Below are 19,273 nucleotides of genomic sequence, written 5' to 3'. Positions count from 1 at the left end.
ATTCATTTTTACATTGCCGATTAGAGAAAGATTTCGTGAGTTAAGTCCATGAAAATCACTTCCTCCTGAATCAACAATTGATTCTGACAAGCAATTGGAATATGTATGTCCACTTCCTTTTCATCTATCTTAAGTTTAGAAAAGATTTGTTAAGGAACACTTAAAGGCGGTTTGAACTTTTGTAAACATTCTGTAAATGAAAAAATAAAAATAAGAAATGAAAAAGCGGCTTCAAATCGCAATTATGCATCATTCCCAACTTAGAATGTAAATTGTTTGTAAATTTTTTACGATTTATTCATATTCTTTGCTAAATACACTCTTTTTTGTTTAGATATCACATGTGTTGTCATATTATAAAAATCATTGCGGACGTGATATTTTCCGAGTTTACTAGCAGTTTCCCACACAGATGAAAAAATTCAGTTTGTTTTTCCAAATGAGATTGATCCCGGAAATAATCGCAAAATATTTTATATGCCCCCTTTTGAGGACGCTAAAGGACATTTCGTTCAATGCGAAAATCCTTGCCGACAGTGGAATCTAAAAATTCTCTGCCTCTTCGGTTGTAGTACTTGAACTTAGCCTTCAATGCTGAATTCGCTGCTGATACAACTTCAAAAAAGACAATGAAAAAGCGCTCAACACAATAAAATTTGACAGGCTCTGTTTGAGCGTGATATAGTTTGTTTTGAAAATACAGAAAATTATTTAAATAATTAAAATTGTAAGCGCTTAAAGGGGGTAAAGATATGACAAGACAAGCAGTAAAGGATGCTCTCAAGGAAACTCTTGACAAGGTGTTGGATACCGCTGTAGGCAGGGCTGGAGGAGCCCCTGGTGTAGTTGCAATGGTAACTGACCGGGACGGAAACATCTATGAGGGGGCAGCCGGTGTACGCGATCTCGGAAAGAAAACACCGATGACCACCGATACAGTGTTCGCTCTTTTTTCGACCACGAAGGCCATCACCGGTACGGCATTGATGAAATTGGTCGAGGAAGGAAAAGTCAGTCTCGACGATCCGGTCAAGAAGTATGTACCTGAGATTGCCGAGATTCCAGTTCTCGAAGGGTTTGACAAAGACGGGCAGCCAAAACTAAGGGAAGCAAAAACCGACGTTACGATCAACATGTTGATGCTTCACACTGCCGGCTTCGGCTACGAGTTCTTCAGTCATGAAGATCGAAAATACCGTGAAGCAAAGGGAGTACCTTCCATTCTCACTAGTACATTTGATTCTGTAAAGAGCGTGCTTCTATTCGAGCCAGGTGAACGCTGGAACTATGGCGTCAACATCGACTGGGTTGGTAAAGTTGTTGAAGCCGTATCCGGTAAACGACTGGGCGAAGTGATGGCAGAGCGTATTTTTGCCCCACTCGGCATGTCCGACATCGGTTTCACGTTATCACCTTCGATGATGGAACGCCGCGCAACCATCCACAGCCGCAGTCAGGATGGTCAACTCACACCAAAACCTGAGCTTATTCTCCCGCAATCTCCAGAAATGGATATGGGAGGACATGGTTTGTATGCGAGCATTGGCGAATACACGAAGTTTATCCGAATGATTCTGAATGACGGTGCGGGTGTACTCAAACCAGAAACAGTCGCGCAAATGTCTCAAAACGGACTTGGGGAATTGAAGAGCGGCGGATGGATTTCGTCCGATCCAACGCTGGCTAATGACGGCGAGTTCTACCCCGGCGTACAAAAGTCGTGGTCTTATACATTCCAGGTAAACGATGAACCTACCCCTACAGGTCGTCCAGCAGGCCAATTGATGTGGTCGGGATTGGCTAACCTGTTTTACTGGATTGATCACAAAAACGGGATTGGCGGATATTGGGCTACGCAAATATTTCCGTTCCAAGATGTGGGTTCATACTTAGGCTTCCTCGAATTCGAGTCAGCAGTCTATAGTACGTTGAAACGGTTCGGTCAGATTACGACTTGATCTAGGGAATGGAGACTATACAGATGACTCCCCCGCTTACTCCGTATAATGTCACAAAGTGCGGATGGATGATCATATAAAGTATTTTCTTTCTAACATACACTTCAGCGGCGGACGCCATAGCTTAAGAGTTTGTTAGAAATATATTCGATAGCGCTTTCTTTAAGAATCCTTTATTGTACTGCATTTATCAATATCAATCATTGAATATCGGAGATTTTCCGGGCCAATCTTTTTGCCTATCCAGCAAACTGAAACAAATTTTTAAGGGGCTGTCTAATAAGTCGATTTTCCGGCTTATAGACGCCCCTTTAATGTTTTAGAAACGTTGATATATCGACGCTTATGATGCTTCGATTTCAGTGGATTTTGACTTGCTGGACAGCCCCTGTTTGTGCTTCGAACAGCCTTTATTGTCTTTTACATTATGGCTGCGGCGAAATCTGTCAGAAATGTATATTTCTATCAAAATCGCGAATTAGACTTCAATATATTAGATGAAATGAAAATTCGTAAGCATCAAAAGATACAATCTTTACAACTTTCGTTAGAAATTCAACCTTGGAACCACCATATCGTAACTATAGTTAGAAATAAAAGATATATGAATGATATAATTCGGAAGAGCCTTTTTTTATTTTTAAACGGCGGCTTCCACATTATGACGATAATGGCAGGAGCAAACAGAGTGATTAAAATGAGTTTTATCTCAATAAATGCTATACATAAAGCTAATAATATGGAAACGTAAAAAACGGGTATAAACCATGTGCTTTTTTCATTTTCTTCATCATCTGACCCATTATTCGAATCATTCAGCAATTTTTCTAAGTTTAGTTTTTCCCATAGCATATGCTTTACACCTCCTCATGAAAGTTGGGCCATTAAATATGGAGTGATCTTAGCCTCTACAACGGCAGCGATAAATGTCAAAATGATCATTAGAAAAAAGAATGTAAAGATGTCCTTTAAAAAAACGGAATTTGATTCTCCCCTAATTTTGGCAATGACCGCATCAATCAGTTTAAACCCAATAGAACCCGCAATAATCATAGCAGGAATCTCAAATATACCATGTGGAACTAGGGCTGTTACAATATAAATTAGATCGTTCCCATGTTGAAGACTGTGCATGATAGATACACCAACTAAAAAACCATTGACTAGTAATAAAGCAGCAGTAAAAATTCCAAACGTAAATATAGTAAAGCTTATGAAAACATCCGCAAGTACGTTATGTATAAAATAATCAAATATAGTACGCCCAACATTTGGTTCCTGTCTTTCTACAGGTAAGATATTGCTAAAAAAAGTACCCATGATAATTCCAATCACGTATATTATAAACGCTACTGATAAAACCCGCTTATTTCGCAGTAGAACGTTTTTTATTTAACCAATCTCTTCCATATCGTTAATAATCATATTTTCGAAATTTATTATGTTTTTCATGTTCGTGTATTCCTTTAATATTTCCCCATTGATTAAAACTCCTACACGATCGCATAGATTTTGAGCAACATGCACTAAATGAGTAGACATGAAAATAATTTTTCCACTATCTGCGTATTCCCTTAAAAACTTTTTCATAAACATTGTTGTCGGAGGATCAAATGAGCTTAGCGGCTCATCTAGTAAAAGCACATCTGGTTCATGAATGATAGCACCGGCAACAGACAGCTTATGCTTCATACCAAAGGAAAGAGTTGAAATCATTTCATTTTCCTTATCTTTTAGTGAAAAATTTTTTAACAACATTTGAATACGGTCAGTTTTTTGCGAATCGGGTACTTGCTGCAGATCAGCTATAAAATCTAAATATTCCTTTGGAGTAAGATAATTATAAATAAAAGGTGTGTCCGGCACATAACCTATATATTGTAAAAATTCAGATCGATCATCATCAATTGTCTTACCATCAATAAATATTTTTCCAGAGTCTGGAGTGACCAATCCGATTATACATTTAAGCAAAGTGGACTTCCCAGCACCGTTTGGCCCTAATAATCCATATATTTCTCCTCTTTTTAATGTAATATTAATTGATTTTAATACATCATACTCCTTATACCTTTTCGAAACATCTTTTATAATCATCTGCTCATCTCCCAATGAGAAGTACCGACTCGTTTAATCCAAAAGTAAAAGAATATAAAAAAGCTTATGAATAGCAAGAAAGAACCTAAGATTGCCAACACATTAAAAAGAATGCTGCTGATGTAGTTTTTCCAGTAAAGAACCCCTAACAGTCCATATATTTCTAAATTTAATATTAAAACAATTCCAAGAATCGTGTGTTCAAAAACAGAAGCTTTAACGGAAGAGCCAACATCTTCAATATGTTCCCAATCCAGACGCGGATACAAAAACGTTCCAATAATTTGAGCACTGCTGATGATAATAGCGGTAGTATTTACAAGGACAAATATCATAATGACAGTACTTAGTTTCAGATGAAATAACGAGACAACACATATAAATAAAACGTTCATGACAATCAAAATAGGAATAACATGTAAAATCGCCTTGCTTACGACTAACTGGTTCAAAGAAGAGCCTGACCCTTTATATAAAAGCAAGTTCTCCCTTTCAGCATCAGCTGATGTAATCCCTAATAATCCGTCTCCTAAAAACGAGACATTTAATGAAACTGCAAAGATGATCGGATATATTACGAAAAGAGCCGGGAATTCAAACCAATTTTGCATCATTCCTAACCCGAACAATATTCCGATTTCGGAAGCCAGCATATAGATAGATAAATAAAACCTCTTTTTTATTAAAAAATTCGCTCGAGTGAAAGCGATGAAATCTTTTTTCATAACCGCCAAAACTTTCCTTGATAAAAGCTTTTTTAGTTTTCTATCAATAAAGTTATGAAAAGATCTGTTTTTTATTATTTTGACATTTGTTTTTTCATTGGAAAGCTGCGACATATCTTTTACGTCTAAATATTTATTTACAATAAGAAACGAAATATAAATTAGAATTATTCCAATAATTAACAACAATGGTTGATAATAGATAAAGTAATCTACTTCCATTAGTGTATTAAATAACCAATTAGTAGGCAGCACATAACCAGTCAAAATCACATCAAGATTGAATCTAGAAATAGAATGAATGATTGATTCTATAAAGTTTTCCTCATAAAAGTAGCTAAAGCCTAACCAGCCAAATACAGTCGTAGACAGAAATGATAGCAGCATAACAAAAACAAAAGAAAGTACACTTTTCACAGCTGACTGAAAAACAACATGCAAAAACTTTGAATATATTATGTATAATCCTGAAGAATAAAAACTGATGACCCCAATTAAAAAAAGAACATAAAATGGAAAAGATACAAATAACAATAGCCTAGAAGTTATTGATTCTTCTGCAAAATTTAAAACGTAGAACAGGATTGGATATAAAAAGAAAAGAGTCGAAAACAGTGACTTGAAAATGATTTGCGTAAAAAATCTTACCAATAATATATCATTTGGATCTGTTTTCACGGAGTATAGTAAGAGAAAATCTTCCGGATAGACAAACCTTTGCAAAATATCATGAGAAGAACGAAGATTGCTGATTAAATTCCATAATACTAGCAAATTGACTAACAAAACAGCTGCTTGAGAAAAATAAGGAATGATCAGTTCTACTAAATGATATAGGATAAAATTGTATACTCCAAAAATGAAAACAAATAAAACTAGTAATATTTTTTGATTCAATAAATTTTCCCCAAACGGAAAGAAAAAAAGAAATCTATTGACATAGCGTCTAAAATTTAACTTGAAATTCGAATAAAATAGATTAGACTTTAACATACTGCCCCCTGAATTTAAAATCTAGGGCGATGGCAAAAACTTATTTCGCCATCACTCGATTTTTTTAATTTACCATTTCGAGCCCATTCTTTATCTAAATTGAATATATCATAAATAATAGAAAAAATCCCATATTCTGATAAATTTTATTTTAGGGGAAATGCTCGCGCTTTTTTAATAAGCGTCCATTTTACAGAGATGATTTGACGATTACATGAGAGAGTTACAAAAAGTGAACTGGAGCAGGTTGCCTTTTGCCGTTGAAGTAGCTTCAAGCGCTGAAAGATGAGGGGGAATAGATTGACAGAGCTTCTCTTTAACATGAGATTCTTTTACCAGTAATTTTGTTGAAGCCCTTACAGAAAATCATAATTGAAGGATGAACGCAAAACGGAATGTTTAATAAGTTGTCAGTTTCTGTATTCTATCTTCCAAACCGAAAAGCCGAAAGCCTAATGATAGGCAAAAAAGTAAAAATTGTCAAAAAAGCCGCAGTTATTGTTCTCATTGCTGAGGGAGCTCTTGCACGCTGCAATTTGGCAGGAAAAATGAAAAGGGAGAAAAGAAATTGAATAAAGGACTTTTTTTATATGTAAGTCCTTTATCCGTTCAAAACGATAATAATCGGAAGGCAAAAGGCTGTAAATTGTTGTTAAAATAATCGCCGAAATAAAGAATCAATTTAATATTCATCTGTTTCCCACTGTTAATGACGGAACATATTATTATTGAAAAGAGAAGCGTTTTATGCCCGAATTATATTCCTAACTTGGCTCCAAAAAAAATGAAAGTTGAGAGCTTCTTACATTTACGATAATGTTTTCTTGCTTTCACATAGCTTTTGATAGCGTTCGAGAAGTTTTTCATATCGAACCATTCCGGCATCTTTGCTGCCTAGTTCAAAATTTCCATAAAAGCCGTGAAAATCAGATCCTCCTGTTTCGATCAGCTCGAATTGGTCCGCATAATATTTGACAAGTTCTTCGTCCTTAGGTCCATGCAAAGGGTGAACTGCTTCGATGCCTTCTAAGCCAATCTCAACCCACTCGGGGATTGCATCAAAATTGTTGAATTGTTTTGGATGGGCAAGTACCGGCAGACCGCCCGCCTCGCGGATGGCAACAATCGCATCTTCCACATCGACATACTGTATAGGTATGTGCGCTAATCCTTGCGGCTTTCCTTCCCCGCCTTTTGAAAAAAGCTTATCATATAGATCGCCATAGATTTTGTCAGCGTATCCTTTGTTTATTAAAGCATGCATAATATGCTGTTTGTATACCCCTGTGCCGTCTTTGGCGAATTGTTCTACTTCTTCCCATGAAATGTTAAAACCTGCTTTCATAATTCTTTTCGTCATTTCATATGATGCTAGGTGTCTCATCTTTAACAGCGGGCTGCACAGGTTTTCAATCGCTTCGTGATGCGGTTCCACAAAAAAGCCTAAAATATGGGCTCTCCGTTGTCTTTTATAGTCATAAGCCGAAATCTCGATCCCTGGAATAATGGTTACTCCGAGCTGCTCTCCTATATATTTCGCTTCCTTTAATCCTTTTGTCGTATCATGGTCCGTAATTGCCAAATGGGTGATTCCTTTTTCTTTCGCAAGAGAAATTACTTCAAATAGACTCATTGAGCCATCTGATATATTTGAATGACAATGTAAATCAATCATTACGGTCAACACCTGCTTTCACTGTTTTTATAAAATAATTAATGAGTTTCACGCAAATTTACCTTCATTCTTGTCGAAACAAATTCGAAAATGATCGCTAAAACAAGAATGAAGTAAGTAATCATTCCAATTTCCCTTAAATCAAAATAAAATCCGCTCGCCATAAACAAATCAAATCCGATCCCGCCTGCTCCTGCGGCAGCACCCATCGCAACGGCAACGGAAAAGTTAATCTCAAATCTCATAAACGTCCAAGAAATTAAATATGTCATTGACGAGGGGATTACCGTCTGAAACACAATTTGCCACCAATTGGCCCCGCAGCCCTTTAATGCTTCGATCACACCTTCATCCAGCTCTTCGAATGATTCAGAATATGCTTTAATCAAATAGCCAATGGAGTGAAACGTCATGCCAATAACAGCTGCAACACTTCCCAGACCAGCAGCAACGGAGAAAATCAGCACCCACAAAACAGTAGGAACGGCGCGAATAAATGCGACAAAAGCTTTAATGCTATTGGAAACAACTTTATTTGATAAGTTTTGTGCTGCCAACAGCCCTAGAAAAAGTGCAATAACAGCTCCGAACACTGTCGTCAAAAAAGCAAGCCCCAAAGTTATCAACACTTGATAGATTGCTTCTGTTATAGTTAAACGCGAAAAGCTTGCTTCGAAAAACATTGTTTTAAAATTCGCAAACGTTTCTTTTAATCCAGACATGAAATTTGTATCGCCATAATCAAACACGGTAAAGCCATAAACAGTAATAACGAATAATGCTGTCAATGTCAGCCGGATGGCAATTGCCTGCTTCGTCAACGGTTTCACTTTTATTCTCGAAGAATGCGTTAATTTTCCGCTGTCTTTCAGAGTGCTTCCAGTTTTCATCAACCATTCATTATTCATATCATCACCCTTTCTTCCTTAAATTTTCATTCATCGTTATAAAATGACCCTTCTTATCAAATTCGAAAGATATTCAATGACAAATACCGTCAGTACGATAGTCATGACAACCAAACTCGCTGCACTATAATTGGAGCTTTTATAATACAAGTCAAAAGAAAAACCAATTCCTGTACCGGTTAAAACTCCAACTAAAGTCGCGCTGCGAATATTCGTTTCAATTTCAAATAATACCCAACTGATCATCTGGGGAAGGCTGGATGGAATGACCGACTGGAAGATGATCGGAAAAAATTGGGCGCCGGTTGCACGCAATGCTTCAACGGAACTATTGCTAACTTCATCGATCGTTTCTATAAATGCTCGCGTTAAAAAACCAAAGGAGGCGAAGAACAAAGCAAAAAATCCGGTAATGGAGCTTTGTCCAAAAGAAAAGAGCAGAATCAATGCCCATGCAGCTACCGGAATATTACGAGAAACAGTTGCAATTCCTCTGCTTATTGCACTTAATAAACCATTCACTTTCGTCGTCTTCGAACCACATATTGCGAAAAAAGTAGCAAAAATAGCTGCAGTTGTCGTGGAAGCGACTGATATTAAAACTGTTTCTTGTAATTTACTTAAAATATCCGGAAGCTTTTCCATCGCTTTTGCATCAGGAAAAAAATTTGTCACTCCCCACTCTACTGCCTTTGCGACAGAGGCGAGTCCTTTCACAAGCTGAAAATCGGTTATAAACATAGAAAGATACGTTAACACAATTAACAATAAAAAAAATAAGGAGAAGCTTCTTCTTCTTTTTACAAAGATATCTGCTTGCATGATCTTCACCTACATTAAAGAATCAGATTCTTTACTTCAGAGCCATAAATATTGCGAACAATATCTTCCGTTATTTCTTTCGGAGGACCATCGTACACTTTCTTTCCATTATTAATACCGATAATTCGATCAGAGTACTTCAAAGCGACATCGACTTGGTGCAGGTTGACAATACAAGTAATTCCGAGTGTAGAAGAAATATTTTTTAAATGATCCATGATGATTTTGGCAGAGTTCGGATCTAAAGAGGCAATCGGCTCATCACACAATAGCATTCTCGGATTTTGAATTAAGGCTCTGGCAATTCCGACGCGCTGTTTTTGTCCGCCGCTTAGCTGATCACACCGTTTATACACTTGATCCTCCAGCCCCAACAATCCGAGAATATGAACCGCCTGCTTTTTCTCCTCCTCGCTGTATAAACCGAATGCTCCTGCCAAAGTTGACTTATAGCCGAGCCTGCCGTGGAGCACGTTTTCAATTACGCTTAATCTAGTGACAAGATTGTAATGCTGAAAGACCATTCCAATGGTTGCTCTCACTTTTCTTAAGCTTTTTTTGCCAAGCTTTAAAATGTCGACACCATCAAATATGATTTCACCGCTAGACGCTTCGATCATGCGGTTAATACACCGGAGGAGGGTTGATTTCCCCGCCCCCGATGGACCAATGATCGAAACGAATTCCCCTTCTTTTACAGAAAAGTTCATGTCTTGAATCGCCATTGTATTGGTTCCATAACGTTTTGACACGTTATTTAATGTTAAAATGGCTGTCATCGTTTATCCCTCACCAAATCCTTATTTAGACAATTCTCTGATCGGATCAAACCAAGAATCCTCTACTTCAACGAAACGCTCATTAGCTTTTTTCGTAAACAAACCGCTAAAATCAGAATCCTCCGGCACGAAAATCTTCGTATTGTTGGCTACTTCATCAGAAACAAAAGCTTCCACAAGCTTTTTGCGATCTTCTTCAGATACGGTTTCCGTATTGACAACAAACGGAGCATTCAATACCGGTGTGACTGAAATTAAGACAAATTCCTTTCCAGGCACAGTATGAAACGGCTCAGCAGCATCTTTTTTGACTTTATATACCGCTCCCGGTTTATTTTGCTCACCGTCAACTAATTCAATATAGTTGTTCACACATGTGTCGCAAAATGCTGCTACATCTACTTTTCCAGACAGTAAGTTAACCGCAGACCCTTGATGAGAGCCTCCATATTGCACTTCGCTGAAAAACTTGCCCTCGCCGCCTTCTAATAAGTCGTCAACAGTTAAATCTTTGTACTCTTCCTTTTGGCTAAAGTACGAAACGATTTCGGTCGATGGAACTTTAAAGCCTGATGTGGAGCTGTTAGACACAAATGAAAATTTCTTTCCAGCTATATTATCAATGGAAAACCCGGAGCCGCTTTTGTACTCGTCTTCATCCCCTTTATTTACGGCAAGCCAGCTGTAGTACATGGCATCATCAAGTGTGCCGGATTCACCGCTCGGAACGACGAGAGGAAGCACTTTTTCATTTTTGTCATGAGCCTCTATGTATCCCTGTGCACCCATAAACGCTAAATCAGCATTTCCGTTTGCAATCGCCTCAATGGCAATAATGTAATCAGTTGTCGTCTTATGCTCGACTTTCTTTCCAGTTGCTTCTTCAATCAACTTAGCGATTTCGTCACGTGCCGCTTTCAAATCTTCGCCGGATTCATTCGGGTACCATGCAATTGTAAGCGTATCGTCGCCGCTTTTTTGAGCGGAATCGCTTTCTGTTCCTGCTGATGATGAACAACCTGATAAAAAGATGACCAAGATGAAAGCGATGCTCATAAACCTCAACATTTTTTTCATATTCATTACCCCTTTTCCTTTCAAAATAGATTATTTTTCCATTTATAATTGAATATAAAGGATGAATGTAAAGGAACTGTTAATTCATATCGTTGAATTACTAAAGAATTTTTAATGTTTTGTAAAGGGATTTTTTTCAGAATACTTGATGATTTCCCCGTCCAACATTCGGTATTCTACATCACATAAGTTTTGCATGAACAACAAATCATGAAAAATTCCCAGCATTGTTGTCCCTTCGCGAACGAGCTGCTCCATCAATACTCTTACTTTTTCCTTCGATTCATCATCTAAACTTGCCGTCGGTTCATCCAATAAAAGTAGTCTCGGACGCTTTACCATTGCTCTAGCGATGTTCAACCGCAGTTTTTCACCTCCGGAAAAAGTAGCAACATAACTATCCCAAAGCTGAGGATCCAGTTCAAAATGCGTCAATATTTTTTCTGTCTCTTCCTCCGCATACTTATCGTTATGCCCCATTTCTAATATCGCTTGTTTGACTATTTCCCTGGCCGTTATACGAGGCAAAGCATTTAAAAACTGTGATACGTATCCGATCTCATGCTTTCGTAAATAAATCATTTCTCTTTCCGTCGCTTCTCGCAAATTGATTAGGCCAAACTTTTTTGAGTTGTACCAGATGTCTCCACTTTCAGGCAAATACGTGCGGTAGATGCATTTTAAAATGGTTGATTTTCCGCTGCCGCTTTTACCGGTAATACCGACAAATTCTCCTTCTTTTACAACAAAGCTAATCTTGTTAATTGCGTGGATTTCCTTGTTTACGTTGTGCAATCGAAATGTTTTGGACAGATTCTCAACCGTTAAAATGTTTTCCACTGAATTCCCTTCTTCCCTCATACTTATCTAGAAATGTTTCAATATGTTGAGACAAGTCGTCGATTCGTTCTTTCAACGTTTCATACGACCAATCCCACCACTTGATTTGTTCCAATCGTTTAACCGTTTGCTCATCAAATCGGCGCCTTAACGGTTTGGCTGGTATTCCAGCAACGATTGTATAAGGCTCTACATCCTTTGTCACAATAGCTCCGCTGCCGACTACTGCACCATTGCCGATTTTTACACCAGGCATGATGATGGCCCCATGGCCAATCCATGTGTCATGGCCGATATAGGTGATTTGTGCTTTACGCCATGATAAAAACGCTTCATCGTCATGAATATCAACTCCATACATTTTTCTCCGATACGTAATATGGTGCAAAGTAGGGCGATTCATCGGGTGAGCGGTTGGACCGATTCGCACCATCGCAGCAATATTGGAAAATTTTCCAACTTCAACATTTTGCAGGATGCAAAACTGCCCTGTATAAGAAAAATCCCCCATTTTTACATTTTCTAAATAATTGTGAGCCCCTATTTCTGTGTATTCACCTAATTCTGTATGAAACAACTGGCAATGTTCATGGATATAAGGTTTTTTTGACAGCTTTTTCTCGATCATAGAAACTCCCTTTCCATCATCTTTAAATTCTATAATTTGTTTTCAAGATTAAACGGCCGTCCACAAAACAAGACGTGATAACCGGAAAATCTAAGTCTATTTTTTCGATGATGACTATATCCGCTTTTTTTCCTTCCTTAATTGATCCAATTTGATCATCCAGTTTGACAGCTTTGGCCGGGTTAATCGTCACAAGCTTAAACATTTCGACTAGGTCGATATCGCTTTTTTCGCTCATTTTAAAAACAGCATGAAGCAGCGATGGAGGATAATAGTCACTACATAAAATATCGATACACCCGTGTTGAATGGCTTCTTGTGCAGATAAATTTCCGCTGTGGGACCCTCCCAAAAGAACGTTCGGAGCCCCGGCTACCGTCAGCATTCCTTTCTTTTTCGCATTTTTAGCAATTTCCAAGGTGATTGGAAATTCACTGATCGAAGCCCCAAAGCTTTGCACAAGCTCAAGTTTTTCCAACGTGTCATCGTCATGAGAAGCGATAGCAATACCTTTTTGTTGTGCCAGCGTTGCAATTTCCTTTATTCCCTCAAGTGTTAATTTTTCCTTATGCTGATGTTTTGTAATGACTCTATCAATCTCTTCATCACTGAGCTCTTGGTAGCCTTTTATCGTTTTTCTGTAAATTTCTAAATCTCTATATTGTCCTTGACCAGGGGTATGATCCATAAACGAAATTAAGTGCACCTTGCACTCAGCAATGTACGATTTTAAGTTTTCAACTTCTTCGATGCTGTCAATTTCAAACCGTGCATGGAACCGATGTCGTATTAAATGCTTTGTATGATGAGTTTGGTGGATCATTTCAATAAATTTCCGGACATTTTCCGGCTCACGGATCGGTTTATGTGAAAATTCCGAGCTTTTATAAATAGAAAGTGAATGAAATATTGTTGTAATCCCATGGGTGATTAATTCTTTTTCCGCTTCGCGAAGACTTAAATGAAAATTCATTAACGATGTCGGTCTTGGTGCTGCCATATGTTCAATATAGTCAGAATGAAGATCGATAAACCCAGGAGAGACATATCCGCCCGCCGCATCGATTACTTCCATTCCTTCCTTCCAAGCGATTTTCCCTTTGCCATCAATTTTGCTAATTTTATCTCCTTCAATAAGAAGATCGTAACCATCGAGAATGGTTTCTTCCGTTATAATTCTTCCGTTTGTTATGAGATACACGTTTTTTCCTCCATTCTCACAAGTCCAAAAAATTGATCATAATAATGAATGGACGAGCTGCTGTGTATAAGGATGCTGTGGATCTTCCAAAATTTGATCGGTCAACCCTTGCTCGATAATTTTTCCTTCCAGCATGACGAACGTTCTGTCTGCAAGCATTCTGATAACGCCTAAATCATGGGAAACAACGATCATGCTTATCTTCAGTTCCCTCTGTAAATTCCGTATCAAATCTAAAACATTTGCTTGAACGGACAAATCAAGACCGGTCGTTACTTCATCGAGAAGAAGAATCGGCGGATTATTCGACAATGCTTTGGCGATTTGAACTCTTTGCTGCATGCCCCCCGAAAATTTTTGGGGCTCCTCCTTCATCCTAAATAGCGGAATGTTTACCTCCTCAAGCAGCACTTGTCCTCTTAACACCATCTGTCCAACATTCCTGTTCCCTGCCGCAATTAATTTTTCAGCAATATTGCCGATGGAGGAAAAGTTCATGCGCAAGCCGAGAAGCGGATTTTGGTAAACTTTCCCCATCAGATGGTTGCGAATGTACCGTTTTTGTTGGGAGGACTCGTTTAATACGTTTTTTTTTCCATCATGATAAAATCGGATATACACTTCACCGCTTGTGGCCTCTTGATCAAAATATAGCTGTCTCATTAATGTTGATTTACCGCTGCCGCTTTCACCTACAATGCCTAATACTTCACCGGGATAGAGATCAAACGAAATATCACGGCAAACATATACCGTACCGCAGACAGGGCAAAAGTTTTTCACCAAAACGGCGGAATCCGCCTTTCCGCATTGGCTGCATCCAGGTCCGAATTGTTTGTTTAACTTTTTGACCGATAATACTGGATTGCTTAAATCATCCATGTTGAACACCTCTTGATTCTGATTGCTCATTTAATCTTGATAAACAATAGCTTGTATCATTGCATTGGTAATAGGTTTCACCTGTTTCCTCATTAAACAATTCATCCAAATATACTCCCGTAGCGCCGCACAGTCTGCAATGTTTATCTTCAAAGCTCTCCACTTCAAACGGATAATCGTCAAACGCAAGTGAAACGACTTTCGTGTATGGTGGTACAGCGTATATCTTCTTTTCACGACCGGCTCCAAGCAAAATTAATGCCTTTGAATAGTGCATTTTCGGATTATCAAACCTTGGTATAGGACTCGGCGCCATGACATACCGATTTTCCACCATCACAGGATGATCAAAATCCGAAGCCATATGCCCGTATTTCATGATTTGTTCAAAAAGCATCAGCCATGCGCCGCTGTATTCTTTCTCCGCATGAAGCCTTTTCGTATTATATTCGCTCGGTTCATAATCGCGCAGCGGTTCAGGCAGTGGTACTTGTAATACAAGTATCTGGCCTTCTGTAAGAGGAATTTCTGGAATTCGATGTCTTGATTGAATGATCGTTGCTTCTTGCGTCTCCTCCGTCGTTTTAATGCCCGCCGTTTTCATCACCAATTTTTTAATGTTTACCGCATTAACGGATTCATCAGAGCCTTGGTCGATTACTTTTAAAACATCATCTTTGCCAATGAGAGAAAGGGTTAATTGCAGTCCACCTGTTCCCCAGCCGCGTGCAATCGGCATTTCTCTTGATGCAAATGGAACTTGATAGCCCGGAATGGCAATTGCTTTTAATGTGGCTCTTCGAATTTCCCGTTTGGAACCTTCATCGAAAAAAGCAAAATTATAATGGATTTGCATGAATTCCTCTCCTTTTTACATTTCTTGCTTGCTTTTTGATTTGCGTACAATATCAAGCTTCGATTGGAAAGTGACATAGTGAGGCAGCTTCAAATGTGAAATAAACCCGGTGGATTCAACCGAATCAATATGATAAAGGACAAATTCCTCGTCTCCTGTCGGATAGTCCCTATTTCCTTTCTCCAAACTATTGTCTAAAATTCCCATTGCGATTGCTTTCGTTTCATTTTGACCAAAGCAAAGACCATATCCGATTTCAAACTTAATTTCCTTTTTCCCGTCCCCGATCTCAACTGTTTCCGGAATTAACATTTCGACTTCGGTTGCTTTAATTTCCCCAATATAATAAGCATCGTCTTCTCTATTAAATGAATGAAAAGGGCTATCGATGTAAACCGGCAAATAGCCGACACGCAGTTCACCTACTGTTGGATGAAGACTTCCATATCCGCGAATGACGGCATAAGCTAATGAAGTCACCGCCCCTGTCTGGCCTCTTGTTAAAACTTGGAGACGCTGACTGCGGGTGGAAGGAAACGTCAAGCTTTTTCTCGTTACATCATCAGGCTCTGTATTGTCCATTACACACTCCGAGAACAAACCTTCTTTTCTTAAGTAATCACTTACTTTTGGCAGTTTGCCAAAATGTTTTTCATCCACTTCATCGAGCATTTCCTTCTCATAGGCCGAAAGCCAATTTACTGCATCTTCATCTGTTTCCTCCATGAGGTCAAAGTCGAGCAAACGATGAGTGTAGTCAGTTGTAGCTCCTAAAATTTGGCCGCCTGGTATATCTTTAAAACTAGCTGAAATCCTTCTTTCGATACTCATGTCCTTTGTATTAACTATTTGCGAATAATGCTTGCGCGGTAAAGTGGATCGATATGCACGAAGCAGAAAAACCGCTTCTTCAAGATTGCCTTCAGCATGTTTGATCGCTAGCGCCGCAAGGGTTTCGTCATATAGACTGCTCTCTGACATCACCTGATCAATCAATCCCCGCAGGCCAGCTTCAATTCTGCCAATGTCAAGAACAACTCCTTTTTTTAACCGCTCATATTTCAGCCGTTTAATCGACTCCTCAATGGCAATTGTTCCGCCTTTCACTGCCACATATCCCATCAAAGCTTCCTCCCTTCTGATAAAATTTGCGTCGTCCTTGGCAGACATAAGAGATGATGATTTTTGTCCACAAAAATTAAATCAACCCCCATTGGAAATTCAGCGTTTTGTTGCTGTCGAACTTCCATCCAATTCCCATTTACTGAAACATTTACATAATTTGCTTCTTCAATGCCCGGACCTGTTAATTTGAAATCGCATCCATCCGTAACAGCATCTGCCTCAACAATAATGGTTGCTGAATCATGGGGATCGATGAGACTGCCGGTTTTTACTCGCTGTAATATTTGCCCAAGTTCATCTTCAGCTTTGTCATAAAGTACAAAAACGAAATCAGCGCGTTCTGCTGCATCAGCTTTTGCATAGGTTAGTTGGTTTATCCAGCGAGTTGTCTCTTCTTCCTTCTCGGAAACTACCTTAAAGGTCACTTCAGTATCTAGAAGCATTGCAGCCAGAACAAGTGTCGAGGGAAAACAGCCAGCCTCAAGATCTACTTTGGCCGCTTCATCTTTTAAATTTGTTATCAATCCGGGCCTAGACATGGAATCGACAACTTTTCGATATGCACGTTGAATATCGTGAATAAAATCTAATTTCATTCAACCTCTGCTCCTTTTAAACATCCATCGTTTCAAAATTTACTTTTGTCTTCAAAATTTTCATGAAGGAGTTCTTTCTTTGCTCATGAATTGCTGCTTCCTCCTTCAACAAAACTTCATTCCATCGTTCCGTTTCTGGCAATTGTGCATTGTAAGCTGCATCGACCACAGCCAAATGGTATGCTAATTCCGGCTCATGTCCTTTTAATATGCCGATGCCGATATACCCGCTAATTTCCACTTTACATTCTGTTACAAAAACTTCTCCTAAGTAGAACAAACTGTTCTTTGCCGTTTCCCGAACTTTTACCATTACTAAACCGTTGTTCGGCTTTTCAATCGTTTTTACCTCATACTTAGCTAAAATTTGTTGTGCCAATGTGGCGGCAACGTTCTTATTTCCGTTGATTAAAATTTCTGTTCTTCGCCTTCTTTCCATTTCCGCCCCTCCATCATGATTTTTTGCTTCCGTTGATTTAAGCATATCTTGTTGCCAAGTAGAAAAAATTTAAAAAAAAGTAAATTCTATTAATTTTTTGCAAACGCATTTTTAAGAAAATGTTAATGAGCACAATCGAGTAGGAGGGAGCGATTAACTCCCGTCCTCTCACACCACCGTACGTACGGTTCCGTATACGGCGGTTCAATTAAGATAATTGACGCAAGTTTTCATAACTTCCGTGAATAGCTGTTCTCTTTATGCCAGTGGTCACTCCACCCTCCAAGAGGTCTCCCACGGGATTCACCGCTTCCTCCCTCAAGTGAGGTACTACGTTTTCTGTGTTCATCATGACTCACTGAATGCCAAGGGCTATTCTCTCTTAATTGTTCGGTCCTTCTTAGTTGTTCTAGACCAACTAATACTATGACCTCTGCTGACTTCTGACGGTTCAGCTACTTATCACTAAGTAGGTTATGAAGCGTACTTCACATATCCACCAGACCTCCCCGGGTAAGTACATGCACTTTCACACCATCTATCCGCCTCATTTACTCGATATGACCTTCGACAGAAAGAGCTTTGTTTTGTTTTGCAAACTCACTCAATCATACCTAGCCTTATATGAGGTTCGTGTTCCTCGGACCGGTGTTTTGCCTCCAGCTTCCTTCAGATTCCGCGTCACCACGGACACCCTTGCTCTTGGCTAACCTCTACTTCTGTCTTCGGGGTTCGGGACTTACACCCTATAGTTCATATACATGCCGGGCGCACAAAAAAAGAGAGATTCCTTGAATGAATCTCTCTGCTGCTTTCAATCCAAAATCGAAAGCATATAAAAACAAGCAGAGAAAAACGCATGTTTTCCTCTACTTGTTGGATTTTAGGGACTTATCGGACATACCCGAAAGCAAAAGTTTTTTATATAACAAAGTTAAAGCAATCACTCCGATAAAAAATTTCTGTATGTTCAAGCACCGTTCCGGTTTTTTTATCGATACATCCTGTCTCCAACACTAAAAGCGGAATTAAGCTCGTGCATTCAAGAATTTCCCATAAGAATTTAGTCGGAAATAAAACCTTTAACACGCTTGACTTCGATTCAAATTCAGTGAAGCCTTTCTTTTGATAATAATCAAACATGGACGTGATTTCCTTGCCGTACAAATCAATATCATCAAATACGGATTTCGCCACGTAGGAAATATGCAAGGCAATTGGTCGATTATTGACAATGCGCAGCCTGCCTATTTTAAATACTCGATCCGTTTCCTCAACACCGAGAGAATGAAAGATTGCTTTATTATAGCCGATTTCTTCGCAAAAAATGTTTTTCGATCGGAAATGGTGCCCAAGTCTAATCATTTTCCTGCTGAAGCTTTCATCCCCGGAAAGAACAAGCGGAATCTGCATTTGCCGATCTTTTACATAGCTGCCCTTTCCTTGTCTTGAATAAATATATCCCATCTCCTGAAGCCTTTCGTATACTTTGCGGATTGTCATTCGCGGAACGTTAAAATAGTCAGCAAGCTCATTTTCGGATGGTAATTTATCATTGGCTTCATACCTGCCAGAATGAATATCTGATATGATTTTATCAATGATCTCCATTTCTTCTGCCATCTGCATTCTACCCCGCTTTGAAATTGACCTGCTATTTTTTCACACGGCA

General features: G+C 38.8%; 20 protein-coding genes. 2 read left to right on the top strand and 18 right to left on the bottom strand.

Annotated features, from left to right (window positions below):
• Positions 1–752: 752 nt before the first annotated feature.
• Positions 753–1,958 carry a serine hydrolase domain-containing protein gene (locus NSU19_RS02705; RefSeq protein WP_066248177.1) on the top strand — a complete coding sequence of 402 codons (1,206 nt, stop codon included), beginning with the start codon at positions 753–755 and terminating at the stop codon, positions 1,956–1,958.
• 555 nt (positions 1,959–2,513) lie between these two features.
• Here NSU19_RS02705 and NSU19_RS02700 read toward each other — a convergent pair.
• The 4 genes from NSU19_RS02700 to NSU19_RS02685 form a co-directional block, all read right to left on the bottom strand.
• Positions 2,514–2,810 carry a hypothetical protein gene (locus NSU19_RS02700; RefSeq protein WP_063387903.1) on the bottom strand — a complete coding sequence of 99 codons (297 nt, stop codon included), beginning with the start codon at positions 2,808–2,810 and terminating at the stop codon, positions 2,514–2,516.
• 15 nt (positions 2,811–2,825) lie between these two features.
• On the bottom strand, positions 2,826–3,278 hold the full coding sequence (locus NSU19_RS02695; RefSeq protein WP_339198592.1) for a stage II sporulation protein M: 453 nt from the start codon (positions 3,276–3,278) through the stop codon (positions 2,826–2,828).
• Positions 3,279–3,350: 72 nt separating this feature from the next.
• Entirely contained in the window at positions 3,351–4,055 is a 705-nt protein-coding gene (locus tag NSU19_RS02690) for an ABC transporter ATP-binding protein (RefSeq protein ID WP_063387905.1), read from the bottom strand.
• Positions 4,052–5,677: a hypothetical protein gene (locus NSU19_RS02685; RefSeq protein WP_162877050.1), complete on the bottom strand. Its 1,626-nt coding sequence runs from the start codon at positions 5,675–5,677 to the stop codon at positions 4,052–4,054. The genes NSU19_RS02690 and NSU19_RS02685 overlap by 4 nt, the downstream gene beginning before the upstream one ends.
• Before the next feature lie 491 nt (positions 5,678–6,168).
• Between NSU19_RS02685 and NSU19_RS02680 the strand changes: the two genes are divergently transcribed.
• Positions 6,169–6,345 carry a hypothetical protein gene (locus NSU19_RS02680; RefSeq protein ID WP_339198589.1) on the top strand — a complete coding sequence of 59 codons (177 nt, stop codon included), beginning with the start codon at positions 6,169–6,171 and terminating at the stop codon, positions 6,343–6,345.
• Positions 6,346–6,581: 236 nt separating this feature from the next.
• Here the strand turns inward: NSU19_RS02680 and NSU19_RS02675 are convergent, their stop codons facing one another.
• The 14 genes from NSU19_RS02675 to NSU19_RS02610 all read right to left on the bottom strand — a co-directional run bounded on the left by NSU19_RS02675 (position 6,582) and on the right by NSU19_RS02610 (position 19,224).
• Positions 6,582–7,448 carry a PHP domain-containing protein gene (locus tag NSU19_RS02675; protein ID WP_339198586.1) on the bottom strand — a complete coding sequence of 289 codons (867 nt, stop codon included), beginning with the start codon at positions 7,446–7,448 and terminating at the stop codon, positions 6,582–6,584.
• Between the two features lie 38 nt (positions 7,449–7,486).
• Positions 7,487–8,338: an ABC transporter permease subunit gene (locus NSU19_RS02670; protein ID WP_339199946.1), complete on the bottom strand. Its 852-nt coding sequence runs from the start codon at positions 8,336–8,338 to the stop codon at positions 7,487–7,489.
• 54 nt (positions 8,339–8,392) lie between these two features.
• On the bottom strand, positions 8,393–9,178 hold the full coding sequence (locus NSU19_RS02665; protein WP_339198584.1) for a phosphate/phosphonate ABC transporter permease: 786 nt from the start codon (positions 9,176–9,178) through the stop codon (positions 8,393–8,395).
• A 14-nt stretch (positions 9,179–9,192) separates the two neighbouring features.
• The gene (gene phnC, locus NSU19_RS02660; protein WP_339198581.1) at positions 9,193–9,957 is read right to left on the bottom strand and encodes a phosphonate ABC transporter ATP-binding protein; all 765 of its coding nucleotides are present in this window, start codon (positions 9,955–9,957) and stop codon (positions 9,193–9,195) included.
• Positions 9,958–9,978: 21 nt separating this feature from the next.
• A complete protein-coding gene (phnD, locus tag NSU19_RS02655) occupies positions 9,979–11,034 on the bottom strand; it encodes a phosphate/phosphite/phosphonate ABC transporter substrate-binding protein (protein ID WP_130156532.1) in 1,056 nt (351 codons plus the stop codon).
• A 111-nt stretch (positions 11,035–11,145) separates the two neighbouring features.
• Positions 11,146–11,874 carry an ATP-binding cassette domain-containing protein gene (locus NSU19_RS02650; protein ID WP_339198578.1) on the bottom strand — a complete coding sequence of 243 codons (729 nt, stop codon included), beginning with the start codon at positions 11,872–11,874 and terminating at the stop codon, positions 11,146–11,148.
• Positions 11,852–12,502 (bottom strand): DapH/DapD/GlmU-related protein, encoded by a 651-nt coding sequence (locus NSU19_RS02645; RefSeq protein ID WP_339198575.1) that lies wholly within the window; start codon positions 12,500–12,502, stop codon positions 11,852–11,854. Before NSU19_RS02645 ends, NSU19_RS02650 begins: the two co-directional genes overlap by 23 nt.
• Positions 12,503–12,524: 22 nt before the next feature.
• On the bottom strand, positions 12,525–13,703 hold the full coding sequence (gene phnM / locus NSU19_RS02640) for a phosphonate metabolism protein PhnM (protein WP_339198571.1): 1,179 nt from the start codon (positions 13,701–13,703) through the stop codon (positions 12,525–12,527).
• Between the two features lie 36 nt (positions 13,704–13,739).
• On the bottom strand, positions 13,740–14,585 hold the full coding sequence (locus tag NSU19_RS02635; RefSeq protein ID WP_327847870.1) for an ATP-binding cassette domain-containing protein: 846 nt from the start codon (positions 14,583–14,585) through the stop codon (positions 13,740–13,742).
• Positions 14,578–15,441, bottom strand: coding sequence for an alpha-D-ribose 1-methylphosphonate 5-phosphate C-P-lyase PhnJ (locus NSU19_RS02630; protein WP_063387915.1), 864 nt, complete (start codon positions 15,439–15,441; stop codon positions 14,578–14,580). Before NSU19_RS02630 ends, NSU19_RS02635 begins: the two co-directional genes overlap by 8 nt.
• 15 nt (positions 15,442–15,456) lie before the next feature.
• Entirely contained in the window at positions 15,457–16,563 is a 1,107-nt protein-coding gene (locus NSU19_RS02625; protein WP_063387916.1) for a carbon-phosphorus lyase complex subunit PhnI, read from the bottom strand.
• A complete protein-coding gene (gene phnH, locus NSU19_RS02620) occupies positions 16,563–17,162 on the bottom strand; it encodes a phosphonate C-P lyase system protein PhnH (protein WP_339198566.1) in 600 nt (199 codons plus the stop codon). The genes NSU19_RS02625 and phnH overlap by 1 nt, the downstream gene beginning before the upstream one ends.
• A 16-nt stretch (positions 17,163–17,178) precedes the next feature.
• A complete protein-coding gene (phnG, locus tag NSU19_RS02615; protein WP_063387918.1) occupies positions 17,179–17,601 on the bottom strand; it encodes a phosphonate C-P lyase system protein PhnG in 423 nt (140 codons plus the stop codon).
• A 921-nt stretch (positions 17,602–18,522) separates the two neighbouring features.
• Positions 18,523–19,224 (bottom strand): GntR family transcriptional regulator, encoded by a 702-nt coding sequence (locus tag NSU19_RS02610; protein ID WP_066248152.1) that lies wholly within the window; start codon positions 19,222–19,224, stop codon positions 18,523–18,525.
• Positions 19,225–19,273 lie beyond the last annotated feature (49 nt).

The organism is Aeribacillus sp. FSL k6-2211 (genome assembly GCF_037966125.1).
In the GTDB taxonomy this organism is placed as follows: Bacteria; Bacillota; Bacilli; order Bacillales; family Aeribacillaceae; genus Aeribacillus; species Aeribacillus composti.
Note: the sequence above shows the minus strand (reverse complement) of the source record. Positions and strands in the feature narration are given on the sequence as shown.

Excerpts from the sequence above, each read along its gene's own strand:
- NSU19_RS02675 (WP_339198586.1), bottom strand. The coding sequence starts at position 7,448 with ATGATTGATTTACATTGTCATTCAAATATATCAGATGGCTCAATGAGT.
- phnG (WP_063387918.1), bottom strand. The coding sequence starts at position 17,601 with ATGGAAAGAAGGCGAAGAACAGAAATTTTAATCAACGGAAATAAGAAC.
- NSU19_RS02695 (WP_339198592.1), bottom strand. The coding sequence starts at position 3,278 with ATGGGTACTTTTTTTAGCAATATCTTACCTGTAGAAAGACAGGAACCA.
- NSU19_RS02635 (WP_327847870.1), bottom strand. The coding sequence starts at position 14,585 with ATGGATGATTTAAGCAATCCAGTATTATCGGTCAAAAAGTTAAACAAA.
- NSU19_RS02665 (WP_339198584.1), bottom strand. The coding sequence starts at position 9,178 with ATGCAAGCAGATATCTTTGTAAAAAGAAGAAGAAGCTTCTCCTTATTT.
- NSU19_RS02700 (WP_063387903.1), bottom strand. The coding sequence starts at position 2,810 with ATGCTATGGGAAAAACTAAACTTAGAAAAATTGCTGAATGATTCGAAT.
- phnH (WP_339198566.1), bottom strand. The coding sequence starts at position 17,162 with ATGAAATTAGATTTTATTCACGATATTCAACGTGCATATCGAAAAGTT.
- NSU19_RS02670 (WP_339199946.1), bottom strand. The coding sequence starts at position 8,338 with ATGAAAACTGGAAGCACTCTGAAAGACAGCGGAAAATTAACGCATTCT.
- phnC (WP_339198581.1), bottom strand. The coding sequence starts at position 9,957 with ATGACAGCCATTTTAACATTAAATAACGTGTCAAAACGTTATGGAACC.
- NSU19_RS02680 (WP_339198589.1), top strand. The coding sequence starts at position 6,169 with ATGTTTAATAAGTTGTCAGTTTCTGTATTCTATCTTCCAAACCGAAAA.
- NSU19_RS02705 (WP_066248177.1), top strand. The coding sequence starts at position 753 with ATGACAAGACAAGCAGTAAAGGATGCTCTCAAGGAAACTCTTGACAAG.
- NSU19_RS02690 (WP_063387905.1), bottom strand. The coding sequence starts at position 4,055 with ATGATTATAAAAGATGTTTCGAAAAGGTATAAGGAGTATGATGTATTA.
- NSU19_RS02625 (WP_063387916.1), bottom strand. The coding sequence starts at position 16,563 with ATGGGATATGTGGCAGTGAAAGGCGGAACAATTGCCATTGAGGAGTCG.
- phnD (WP_130156532.1), bottom strand. The coding sequence starts at position 11,034 with ATGAAAAAAATGTTGAGGTTTATGAGCATCGCTTTCATCTTGGTCATC.
- NSU19_RS02610 (WP_066248152.1), bottom strand. The coding sequence starts at position 19,224 with ATGGCAGAAGAAATGGAGATCATTGATAAAATCATATCAGATATTCAT.
- NSU19_RS02645 (WP_339198575.1), bottom strand. The coding sequence starts at position 12,502 with ATGATCGAGAAAAAGCTGTCAAAAAAACCTTATATCCATGAACATTGC.
- NSU19_RS02630 (WP_063387915.1), bottom strand. The coding sequence starts at position 15,441 with ATGCAAATCCATTATAATTTTGCTTTTTTCGATGAAGGTTCCAAACGG.